General features: G+C 49.2%; 5 protein-coding genes. 4 read left to right on the top strand and 1 reads right to left on the bottom strand.

Annotated features, from left to right (window positions below):
- Positions 1–147: 147 nt before the first annotated feature.
- Entirely contained in the window at positions 148–4,152 is a 4,005-nt protein-coding gene (locus IC230_RS34660; RefSeq protein ID WP_191040764.1) for a two-component regulator propeller domain-containing protein, read from the bottom strand.
- A 472-nt stretch (positions 4,153–4,624) separates the two neighbouring features.
- Here IC230_RS34660 and IC230_RS19755 point away from each other — a divergent pair, with 472 nt between their 5' ends.
- The 4 genes from IC230_RS19755 (at position 4,625) to IC230_RS19740 (ending at position 12,810) form a co-directional block, all read left to right on the top strand.
- Positions 4,625–7,771, top strand: coding sequence for a SusC/RagA family TonB-linked outer membrane protein (locus IC230_RS19755; RefSeq protein WP_191040763.1), 3,147 nt, complete (start codon positions 4,625–4,627; stop codon positions 7,769–7,771).
- Between the two features lie 12 nt (positions 7,772–7,783).
- Positions 7,784–9,652, top strand: coding sequence for a RagB/SusD family nutrient uptake outer membrane protein (locus IC230_RS19750; protein ID WP_191040762.1), 1,869 nt, complete (start codon positions 7,784–7,786; stop codon positions 9,650–9,652).
- 15 nt (positions 9,653–9,667) lie between these two features.
- The gene (locus tag IC230_RS19745) at positions 9,668–10,405 is read left to right on the top strand and encodes a DUF3823 domain-containing protein (RefSeq protein WP_191040761.1); all 738 of its coding nucleotides are present in this window, start codon (positions 9,668–9,670) and stop codon (positions 10,403–10,405) included.
- A gap of 323 nt (positions 10,406–10,728) precedes the next feature.
- Positions 10,729–12,810 (top strand): CehA/McbA family metallohydrolase domain-containing protein, encoded by a 2,082-nt coding sequence (locus tag IC230_RS19740; protein WP_191040760.1) that lies wholly within the window; start codon positions 10,729–10,731, stop codon positions 12,808–12,810.
- The last annotated feature ends 65 nt before the right edge of the window (positions 12,811–12,875 follow it).

Here is a 12,875-nt window from a genome sequence, read left to right as displayed (position 1 = left end):
GTTTTTGGGTGATTCAGGCTACTACTATTTACTGACACTCATGGCTTTACTACGTTGAAAAGTAACGTCAGCCGGAAAGCCAATTCCTTTCTTTCTGAATTTTCCTGGCTCCCTAATTATGCTCCAGTTGCTTATAGGCTAAATCTTCTAATTTGACTTACTGGGAGTAAGGCCATACTTCTTTTTAAAGGCTCTCCCGAAGTAATTTGGATCGCCGAAGCCGACTTCAAAAGCTACCTCAGATACGCTCATGCCTCCCTCAAGCAATTGACGGGCGATCGTGAGCCGATACTCGTTCAGGTACTCTTTTGTACTTAAACCGGTAAGACTTTTGAGTTTTGTGTGCAGTTGCGAGCGGCTACAGTTCATCAATTGCGACAACGTGTCAGCCGTTACATCTTTATTTTTATACTCTTGTTTCACTAACGAAGCGAACCGAAGGATGAACTCCTGCTCCTTATTGCGCCGGGGCAACGTAGTGAGATGAGAGTCAGTTAAGCTACCCGCTAATTTGGTTTTCAGGAGAGCCACCGACGTCAACTGGTTGCCAATTAACAGATCTAACTCTCTAAGATTAAACGGCTTGCCAATGTATCCATTCGCTCCTTTATTCAGACCATCGATGATTGTTTTCTCATCTTCATCGTTCAACAGCAAAATGACCGGTATCGCCTGCGTTAATGGGTTCTTTTTCAGGGCTACGCACAAGTTCCGTTGCTCTTTATCGCGGATGTCACTATCGCACAGAATGAGTTCGGGAAGGACGGTTTCTGCTCGTTTCAGTCCTTCGCTGAAGGTATACGAAATGATGATTCGATAGCTTTCCTGATAATGTCGCTTGAGAAACTGAGCCAGATCTTTGCTACGGTCAACAACCAGGATCGTTGGCTTATCGGTTGACAGAGTCTCGTCCGCAAACTCACGTTCAAACGGTAGGTCGTCTAGTACGCCCACAATTTGGGAACGTAATAAATTAGGCTGCTTTAACCCAACGGCGGTTTTGCTAACTGGGCTTTTTCGGATAGGGAGTCGGACGCGGAGGGTATACTTATCAGCTTCCTCAGAAAAAGCCACTGACCCTAATAATAATTTCAGTAGGCTGAATGTCAGTAATATACCAATGTTGGCTGAGCTGTTTTGCTGAAAAAGCTCCTCGTTTTCTACGGCAAGCTGGTAGCTGGTTTTGATGCTGTTGAACAACTCCTGTTGACCATCCAACGAAAAATCAATACTGAGCTGAGAATCAAGTTGATTCGAATGGTTCACTACGTGTACATCAATCGCCAGCTCGTCACCTTCGGCAAATTCATTGGTCAGGAAAAAGATGACATTTCCGATAATCATCTCCAGTTTTCCCGCATCAAATGAGGCCATCAGGTACGAGGGTGAAAAGGTGATTCGTTTTCGGATATGTCTGGACTGGAGCAGCGAATTAAACCCCTGAACCGTTTCTTTGACGAAAGCGACAACATCCAGATCGGTCAGGTTTACCTTGGGTGATTCATGTTCTGCTTTTCTGAGTTCCGTAATCTGATCGATAATGGCCTTCAATCGCTTCGCGTTATTCTTAATGACGCTATAATTGGTTGCTGAATCCGATCGCCAGGCTTGGTTAGACTGAATCAACTCGTCGATTTCCGCCATAATCAGGGTAATCGGCGTTTTAAATTCGTTCGATAGAAATGTGAAAAAATTCAGTTTTTGCTGATTTAGCTCCGTGCTTTTTTCCCGTTCGACCCGAGCCATCTGTACCGCCATTTTCTGATTGTTCAGGAACGTAATAAACCGCCGATAGGCCAGGAGAGCACCAACACCCAGCAACAGATAAAGCAGGTAAGCGTACGTCGTTTGCCAGAAGGGAGGTTTAATGCGCAGTTGGATTGTGCGTTCGGAGGGCGATAACTCGCCGTTCGACAAAAATGACCGGACATGGAAGGTGTATGTTCCAGGAGAGAGGTTCGTGTAGGTCTGCGAATTTTTGGTCGTTTTGGGACCCCAGTTCTTTTCAAAACCTTCCAGATAATACTGATAATAGTTGGTGCGCTTCGAGAAATAATTAATCGCGACAAAATCCAGGGTGATTACGTTCTGATCATAATGAAATATCAACTCGTCAAGCCCATCAAGGTGCCTGGTTAGCATCTGCTCGTCACCAACTTTCACCGATTTGTTGAACAATTTCAGATCCGTAAAATAAACGGGTGGGTCAGAAGCTCGTTTCGTAATCAGTGCCGGATCGAAATAGCACAGTCCATCTACACTGCCAAAATACAGTATGCCACTTCGGTTCTTGAGGTACGAACTGTAATTGAACTGGGTTGCCTGCAGGCCGTTGCTCTTGTCAAAAATTCGATACGTTTTCGCTCCAGGATCGAACGAAAGAAGCCCTCGATTAGTCGAAAACCAGATGAGGCCATTGCTGTCCTCCAAAATGCCATATATCGTCTGGCTTGGCAAATGCCTGTCGACTGGATTTGGGATGAATTTTTTCAGCCTGTTATTCCAGTGCCCGCCCCCGTTGATACTGCCGAACCACATGTTATGGTTGGAGTCTTCATACATGCTGATAATCTGGTTGTTACGTAACGACCTTGTGTTGCCGACATGATAGTGACTTAACCTATCTGAACTGGGGTCATAGCGATAGATCCCGGCATACCGGGTGGCGATCCAGATTTGACCGGTATGATCTTCCAGTAGCGAGTAAATGAACGTACGGCCCAGTACGTCCGGTCTGACCAGCCGAAACCTACCCGTCTGCTCATCCATAATGTTCAGCCCGTGTATGGTTCCCACCCATAGGCGCTTTCCCCGGTCCCGGTAGACGGTACAAACAAAGTTGTTCGAAAGAGAAGTCGAATCGGCGGGGTTGTGGGTATAAATCCGTTTATGGCCTGTTACGGGATCGATTCGATTTAACCCGCCCAAAAATGTACCAATCCAGGCAACGCCCGACTTGTCTACATAAACGGTGTGTATGTTGTTGTCACTGAGTCCGTTGCTTCGGTTGTGATACGTATAGTTTCCTGTTGTCTGATCAAGAACCGTAATGCCGTTATCTTCGGTGGCAATCCAGAGTCGCTGCTTCTCATCTTCAACGAGCTGGCTAATGGCTTTTCCCGAAAGACCTTTCCCGTTCGGATCGGGGAAAAGGTGGTTAAAAGAAATGCCAACGGGTCTGGCGTAGTTGATACCGCCAAAATAGGTACCGAGCCAGACGGTTCCGTCTCGACTAACGTAGCTCGAATAAACGGCCCGATCAGTTAGACTATAGGGCGAAGCAGCAAACAATTTATCGTACCACTGAGCGGTTCGACGTTGTTTATCGATCACGACGGCTCCAGCTTCGCTGCCGATCCACATGTTACCTGCGCCATCTTCGGTAATGGTTCGGACTACCCGAATGTTCGTCTTAACGAGCCGATTAAGCCAGTCTACCGGCCGAAACACCATCGTTTTTTCATCCAGTTGGAGTAGGCCTCCGTTGGTCCCTAACCAGACAGCGCCCTGCCGATCTTTGTAGAAAATGTAATTCCGGAAGGAGGCTAATTTTTCCTGGCTAACAACCGTAAGGGTAGGGGTTACGACGGTCTCGCCATGGGAGTTAATGATGCGTGGGTTACTATCCTGAAGGATCAGATAGGTTCCTTTTCGAAACTCGCAGACAGATCGTATGTTCTGCTTAGGTAGAATATGCCGTATCTGTCCCTGCTGCCCGAGAATGTAGAGGCCATCCTGCGTACTTATCCATAGTTCGCCGTTTGATACCTGTTTGATATTCCATACGTAAGTGGCCCCTTGATTTAGCCGCACCTGTTCAAACGAATCTTTTTCAAATACGTATCGGAATAACCCTATCTCGGTGCCGACCCACAGGTTCTTTCCAACAGCATAAACACAATTAACCCGATTCGCTTCAACATTTGGACTATAAGCATTGACGTAATAATTCTTGATCCGCTGGCTGTCATAACGGCTGACACCATCCCGGGTTCCGAACCACATAAACCCTTTGTAGTCCTGTGCAATGCTAAAGACACTATTGTGTGATAATCCTTCTTCGGACGTAAGGGTATTAAAATGAAATTGTTGAGCGGAAGATTTAGTGAAAAGGAGAAGTAAGGTTGTGATAGTCAGTAGAATAGGTTTCATCGGTGAGTATTTCCAGAAGAGAAAGGTTGCTTGTTATCAGTCAGCAGGATTTATGTTTTGCTGCCCGCACAAAATGCCAATATAGGACTATGTCAGCCAAAAATTGTACATATATCCTGCTCTTTTACACAAAAGTAATGATTTGTGGATTGGTCATTTCTTAAAATTGCAAAATCAATACTTTGAATTGTACCACCGTAATTGTACTCAAATGCTAACTATGATCTCTATGTTCTATGCTCCGGCCTGCTTGCTCCGGAGCCAATAGTTTCCTCAATCCGTTACCGCCAACAGCCTCGGCGAAATCCCATCTATGTAGATGCTCTTCCTGCAATTGACAGGGTGGTCGGGAATCTGCGTATGGCATCCAGCCTGATTGAATACGTCATGAGCTGACGTAGCGAGTAACCTAACCGAGTCTTTTTACAGCCAGTCTTTGCCTAAACCTTAAATCCCAACCCTTAATACGTTTATGAATAGGAAAAACCTCTACCAACACCTATGTACATGGTTACTGCTGCTGGTTCTGACTGGACCTGTTGTTCTGGCACAGCAGCGGACCATCAAAGGAAAAGTGACCGGTGACAAAGGGGACCCTTTACCCGGCGCTACAGTTTTGCTTAAAGGCACGTCTGTAGGTACGACGGCCGATAAGGACGGAAATTATACCCTGCCTCTATCCAGTGGCACGACGAATGCTACGCTCGTTGCCTCTTTCATTGGCTATTTGTCGAAGGAAGTACCAGTTGGTAATCAATCCACGATTGATGTAGCGATTGACCCGGACTCCAAAGGCTTGCAGGAGGTGGTTGTGGTGGGATACGGTACCCAGAAGAAAGAGTCGATCACGGGCGCTATTTCCGCCGTTACGTCCCGCGATGTGGGGCGGGTTCATGCCTCTACCGTAACGGCAACGCTGGCTGGTAAGATTCCAGGCGTGCAGTTCCGTCAACCCGATGGCCGGCCTGGTGCGGCTGCTACCATTCAGATTCGCAATATGGGTGGTAATCCGCTGTTTATTATCGACGGCGTACCGAAAGACAAAACCCAGTTCGATAACCTCTCGCCCAACGACGTTGAAACCATTACGGTACTGAAAGATGCTTCGGCGTCTATCTATGGCTCACGGGCGGCCAATGGTGTTATCATCGTGACAACCAAACGCGGGGTCGTTGGCCAGAAAAGCACCATTAACCTGGATGCGTACTATGGATTTCAAAACTGGACTCGCTTCCCGACGGTTGTGAACGCTTACGACTGGAACCTGGGTAAGGCCGAAGCAGAAGTAAACCGCAATGGCACAACGGCCATCACCCAGGCTGAATTAGATAAGTATAAAGCCGGTACAGAATACGGGTACCAGAGTTTTGATTGGTATAACTTCATTATTCAGCCCAACTCGCCCCAGTCGAACATCAACCTGAGTGCCAGCGGTGGGTCAGATCGGATTAACTACTACATCTCCGCCACGCGACTGGATCAGAATTCGGTGATGGGCCGCGAGTTTTTCTTTAACCGGTCCAATATTCAGTCCAACATCGACGTCAGGGTTACGGACCGGATTAAAGTCGGGCTGACCATTGCCGGACGGCAGGAAACCCGCGAAAATCCGGGTGTGCCCGGTGGCGACGACTACGTAGCGCCCAAGTTCGCCATCCTTCGTAATCGCCCGACCGAACGACCCTACGCCAATGATAATCCCGACTACATCAACACCATCAGCAATCCGGCATCGAACTGGGGCTATCTGAACTACACGCGGTCAGGTTTTCTAAAAGAAGTGTATAATTCAATTACACCTCAAGCTACGGCTGAATATCAAACTCCGCTCAAAGGGTTAAGCATCAAGGGCTTGTATTCATACATGTTCCGCGATGCCCAGCGCGAAGTATTTGAGTACACCTACGATACGTACACCTACAATCCGACGACGCAGCAGTATAACCGAACGGGTGGTAGCCAGAATCCGTACCGGCAACGGGTGGTGAACAAAATTGATGAAAACGTAGGACAGCTGCAGTTTATCTACACCAATACGTTCGGGAAACACTCCATCAACGCCATTGCTCTGACTGAGCGGCTGAAGAAGCGTATCCGAAACGTAGAAGCCCGTACTGTGCCCAAAACCAATACGTTGCCCGTCATGCAGTTTGCCGACATTGTGGCGTATAACGATGTCGACTCTACGCAGGCACGGGTTGGCTACATTGGTCGGATCAATTATGGCTATGCCGATAAATACTTTGTAGAAGTGGCTGCCCGGCGTGATGCCTCCTGGAAATTCTCACCAGCTAAACGCTGGGGTACTTTCCCGTCGGTCTCGCTGGCCTGGCGCATTACCGAAGAACCTTTCTTCAAATCCTGGACCAATAACGGAGCCTTCCTGAGTGAGCTTAAACTGAGAGCGTCCTACGGGCAGTTGGGCGATGATAACGTCCGGCCCAACAACTCCGAACTCGACCCCTTTGCTTATAACCCCGGTTACAACTACAACACGGGAATCGGGATTATGTCGGGCACGACAACCGTAGCGGCCCGCGACCGGGGAATTGCCTTCGACCGGATTTCGTGGCTGACGGCCAAAGTGACTGACATCGGACTGGATTTCTCGTTGCTAAACAGTAAAATCACGGGTACGCTCGATTATTTCCGGCGGGTGCGTGATGGGTTGCCCGCCGTGAAGAGCGACGTGTTTGTGCCCAGCGAATTGGGATACGCGTTACCACAGGAAAACCTGGAGAGTGATGCGGTGGTCGGGGGCGAAGGCTCGCTGACGTATAACGGCAACGTTCGGGGAGTTCGGTTCACCATCGGCGCGAACCTTTCGTATGCCCGTAGTCGGTTCCTGACGCCCTACAATCCGCTGTTCGGCAATTCATTGCTCGAATACCGCGATTCGCGGACGGATCGATGGAGCAATATTTTCTGGGGATACGAAGCCGTAGGGCAGTTTCAGTCGCAGGATGAAATCAATAACTACGCGATCAATAACGACGGGCAGGGCAACCGGACCATGATACCCGGCGATTTGATTTTCCGCGATCAGAACAACGACGGAATCATCAACAGCCGCGATGAACGACCCATCGGCTACGGCATCAACAACACGCCGATTCTGTCGGGTGGCCTGAACTTCACCCTGCAATACAAAGGGTTTGATTTTGCCATGGATTTTTCCGGGGGCACGATGATGGCGATCAACCGGACCAACGAACAGCGAAACGCCTATCAGAACACGGGCAACGTACCGAATCTGCTCTTTGATAACCGCTGGCGCCGGGCTGACCCGCTCAATCCGGATAGTCCGTGGATTCCCGGTACCCAGATTCCGCTACGTTATAACGACACCGGACACAGCAACATCAACAAGAATTCGACCTGGTGGCTGGTTAATATCACCTACCTCCGTAACCGGACTATGGAACTGGGCTATACCCTGCCCGTTCTGCTGACCCAGAAAGTGAAGATTCAGAAGGCCCGTGTGTTTGTCAATACGTATAACCTGTTCTCTATCGACAACACCCGAAAATATGGCATCGACCCCGAAGTGCAGGACGAGAACGGGCTGCAATACCCGCAGACCAAGCTGCTCAATTTTGGCCTGAACCTGAGCTTCTAAACCGACGCAACTATGAAAAAATATATTCTATCGCTCGTCACCCTGTTTTCGCTGACGACCGGCTGTAAGGACGACTCCGAATTTCTAAATATCAAGTCCACAAGTATTCTGCTGGTCGATGAGGTCTATAGCGACCCCCGGCTGGTGTTATCGGCGGCAACGGACCTGTACAACCGAATCCCTGACCTGGTCGAACCCGCCAACTTTGGGATTCTGGCCAGCTTCGACGAAGCGTTTGCATCGGGCGACTACGGGCGGCATCAGAACCGGGAGTATAGCTACGACGACTGGAGCTACTGGGATTACGGCTATATCCGCGAAATCAATCTGTTCATCGAGCGGGTCAATGCGGCCACTAAATTAACGGCGGCCGACAAGGCCCGGTTTGCAGCCGAAGGCCGTTTTCTGCGAGCCAATGCGTATTTTGAGTTGGTCAAGCGCATGGGTGGGGTACCCCTCATCACCGAATCGCTCACGTATGATTACAGTGGTAATACGGCTTCCCTTCGCAAACCCCGCGCCAAAGAGTCGGAGATTTACGATTACGTCATTAGTGAGTTTGAGGCCATCAAATCCATTCTGCCCAAAACGCCCGGCGAGAAATCCCGCGCTACGTATGGGCTGGCGTTGGCCTCGAAAGCCCGGGCTGCGCTGTACGCCGGTTCGATCGCCAAGTACGGCGTCAACACCCCAACGGTTACGTTGTCCAACGGCGAGGTAGGCATTCCAGTAGCCAAAGCAGCCGCCTATTTCCAGACAGCCCTGGATGCGGCTCAGGAGTTGATCAATTCTGGGCAGTACTCGCTGTATCAGAAGAACCCGGATCTATCGACTAATTTCGCGAATATCTTCCTCGACAAAGCCAATAATCCGGAAGTGATCTTCGTGGAAGATTACAAGCTGCAAAGTGGTAAAACGCACTCGTTTGCGCTGGATAACCAGCCCCGGGCCATTACGGAAGAAGGCGAACGCGGGGGACGCCTAAACCCTTCGCTGAACCTGGTGCAGTCGTTTGAAAAACTGGATAATACGTTCGCGCCTTTAGCGATTAATAAAGGGGCGGCAACGGATTACATCTATTACGATAAGCCTGAGGACCTCTTCGCCGACCGCGACCCGCGTTTACAGGGGACCGTGCTGGTGCCGGGAAATCTTTTTAAAAGCCGGTCCATCGACATCTTTGCCGGGCTGGTTCTGGGCAATGGCAGCATTCTGTCAGGTGATCAATTGGGCCAACTCAAAACGGTCAACGGTGCTTCGGTGCAGGTAGTAGGGTTGTCGGGACCCATTGAAGGCTACGACGGATCGGCGCAGGGCGGATTTTACATGCGGAAATACAACGACCCGGTAGCGGGTTCAGGGCAGATTGGTACGATGAGTGAAGTCTGGAATGTGCGCTACCGGTATGCCGAAGTGCTGCTCAATGCCGCCGAAGCGGCCTTTGAACTGGGGCAGAGTGCACTGGCTGCCGGGTATCTGAAGCAGGTGCGCGATCGGGCGGGATTGACAAAAGCACTTACGTCAGCCGAAGTCACATTCGACCGGATCGTGCACGAGCGCAAAGTGGAGCTGGCTTACGAAAATCATCTCCTTTGGGATATGAAGCGGTGGAGAATTGCTCATGTTGTCTGGGATGGCAGTAACTCCGATCTGACCACGCAACCGGGCAAAGCCAACGAACCGAGCACACGTGTCTATAGCCTTTGGCCGTATAAAGTCTATAATCCCGGTGGTGCCAACCATAATAAGTGGGTATTTCGGAAAGTTCTGTCGAGCCGGGTAACCCAAAGTCACATTTTCCGGCTGGGCAATTACTATTCCCGCATCAGCGACGCCATCATTAATAACAACCCTACGATTGTCCGCAATCCGAATCAATAATTAGCTGCTACGATCATGCGATATACATTCATACCAGCCCTACTGCTCATCATGATTGGGCTAACCGGGTGCGAATTAGACAACTTTGAACCGCCTAAATCCGCATTCGAAGGACGTATTGTTTACAAGGGTGAACCCCTGCTTATGCAAAGCGCGAATGTAGCCGTGGGCAATAACTCCGATTTCCCCGTCTTTCTGGAGCTCTGGCAACAGGCTTATAACAACAGAAGCTCGATTCGGATACCGATCAAGCAGGATGGCTCCTTCTCGGCCTTGCTGTTTGATGGCGAGTATAAGTTGATCGTGCCGAACGGCCAGGGACCGTTCCTGTGGAAGCGTACCGAAAAAAATACACCCGACAGTTTGGCCATTTCCATGCAGGGCAGCAAAACAATGGACATTGAGGTTACGCCGTATTATATGGTACGGAATCCGCAGTTTACGGTTAGCGGTCGAAAGGTATCGGGGAGTGTAAAACTCGAACAGATCATTACTGACGCAACGAATGCAAAAACGGTAGAACGGGTATCGCTCTACGTCAATAAATCGCAGTTCGTTGATGCCGGAAATAGTATCAATAAAGCGGATCTGGCCGGAACGGCTATTAAAGATGTAGCTAGTGTCAGCCTGACAACAGATGACATCGGTACGTTGATACCATCGCAGAACTACGTTTTCGTACGTATCGGATTGAAGATTACGGGTGTTGAAGACATGATTTACACACCCGTTCAGAAGATAACATTACAATAGGTTGGTAATCGGGATAGGGGCTGCTCGGAGACCAGTTAACTCATTGAGTGGCCTATTATTTATTGTACTTACCCGACAGTAGCGAACCGATTATAATTACTTAAGCAAGGAAGCAGAATGAACTCAGTATAGTACTTGACCCATTTAATGGTTTTAGAAAAAGGTACCACGGGTTTTAACCCGTTTTTTGGACAATTCCCGAACGGGTTAAAACCCGTGGTACCGGTAATAAAAATTAAATTGGAGCAGTAATAGTATGACCCCATCGGGGTCACACCAAGCCATTTTTAGATTCTGCGAGATGTCTTACGAACCCACTTTTTATGAAACAAAGCCTCTTGATTCTGTTCGCGCTTGTCGGCTCATTTGCTGGTGCACAAACGCCGGTGAATCTGTCTGGTTACCAGAAAAAAAACGGCACGAACGTAACCAAACAGGGAAACAATCTAGTTGTAAGCTGGCCCGCGAATGGAAAGGAAACGGGAAAGCTGGTCATTAACCTCGAACAGGGAAAACCTCTTTTCAATAGTATTCAACTATCCCAGCAAGGGAAGTCTAAAGAGATTGCGAAAGCGCTGGACCCAGCCTTTGTGCTCACGGTTGGTAAACGGGATTTGATCTCACAGAATGGCTGGAATATCTTCTTCGACAAGACCAATAAGCTGCCTCACAAAGCGTATGCTGTTGAACTGAATAAACGCTCGGCAAGCGTTACAACCGTCGGTACCCGAACCATCGTGAGGGTTTCGGAGGTAAAAGCCGCTACGTTCAATGGTGCCATAGAAATCACGGTATATACTGGTAGTCCGCTGTTTAACGTAGCAGCTGTGATGGCGACCGAAGTAGATTCGACCGCCATTCTGTACGATGCAGGTTTATTGACGAAAGTGCCGGTCTGGAATACACTGGCCTGGTCGGATACGGACAATAAGATGCAGAGCATTCCGGCTGACTTGAAACAAACCAACAAAGCTCAGGCCGTGAAGTACCGGACCATTATCGGTGCTAACGAAGCGGGTAGCCTGGCGGTTTTTCCGGCTCCTCACCAATATTTTTATCCGCTCGACGAAGCTTATAACTTAGACTTTACCTGGTATGGTACCAATTACCGAAGCTTAGTGCCTGATTTTGGGATTGGTATTCGACAGGATTTGATGGGTGACAGGCGCTGGGTTCCCTGGGTCAATGCACCGCCGAAAACGCAGCAACGGCTTAATTTCTTCTGCCTGATCAGCACCGATACGCCTACCAAAGCCTTGGATGAGGTAAAGAAATTCACCCATAACGACAAATACCCGGAGGTGCCTGGTTATAAAACCATGTCGAGCCACTTTCACAATGAATTCACGATGAAAGTAGTGCTGGCTGGAAAGCCCATTCCTGAGGTGCCCAACTTCGTGAAGGTTTTCAAAGATCACGGCGTTGACATTGTGCACCTGGCCGAATTTCACGGTCCCGGCCATCCAAAAGGTCCCGATAGTCTGCGTCTGGTCGAACTGAAAGCTTTATTTGAGCAATGTAAACGACTCTCTAACAAGAATTTTCTGTTGCTGCCCGGCGAAGAACCGAATAATTTTTTCGGCGGTCACTGGCTGGAATTTTTTCCAAAGCCGGTCTACTGGATTATGTCCCGCAAACCCGAAATGCCGTTCGTAATGGATGATCCGAAATACGGGAAAGTTTACCGGATTGCCGATAAAAACGATATGCTACGTCTCCTGGAAGCCGAAAATGGCCTGGCCTGGACGGCTCACGCCCGCACGAAAGGGTCGACCGGCTATCCCGATAAATACAAAGACGAAGATTTTTATAAGTCCGACCATTTCTTCGGCGCAGCCTGGAAAAACATTCCCGCGGATATGTCAGAACCTCGGCTGAGTCGGCGCGTACTGGATTTGATGGACGATATGGCCAACTGGGGCTATAAAAAACACGTCATTGCCGAATCCGATATTTTTACGATGGAGCCCGAAAACGAAACCTACGCCCACCTGAACGTCAACTACCTCCAACTGGACAAATTGCCGGATTACAATCAGGGCTGGCAACCGATTCTAGACGTCATGCAGCAGGGCAAGCTGTTCGTCACAACGGGTGAAATTATGTTTCCGTCGTTCACGGTCAACGGCAAAGGAGCGGGCGAAACCCTAACGCTACCCGCCGATGGCAAAGCGACCGTTGCGCTGGACGTGAACTGGACGTTCCCGCTCACATTTGCTGAAATTATTTCCGGGGATGGCAAGCAGGTGTTTCGCGAGAAAATTGACCTGACCAATACGTTGCCGTTCGGCAAAAATAAATACCAGTTTGCAACCAATCTTAAAAACAGAACCTGGGTGCGGGTTGAGGTCTGGGATGCCGCTGTTAACGGTGCCTTTACTCAGCAAGTCTGGTTGAAACCTTGATACGTATCAAACGGGCCTTACCCCTAAATCCCCTGAAGGGGACTTTGTCTAAGAGAGAGCTAAGT

The sequence above is a fragment of the Spirosoma validum genome (assembly GCF_014699035.1).
Taxonomy (GTDB): domain Bacteria; phylum Bacteroidota; class Bacteroidia; order Cytophagales; family Spirosomataceae; genus Spirosoma; species Spirosoma validum.
The sequence above is the reverse complement of the archived record's forward strand: the minus strand, read 5'-3'. Positions and strand labels throughout refer to the sequence as shown.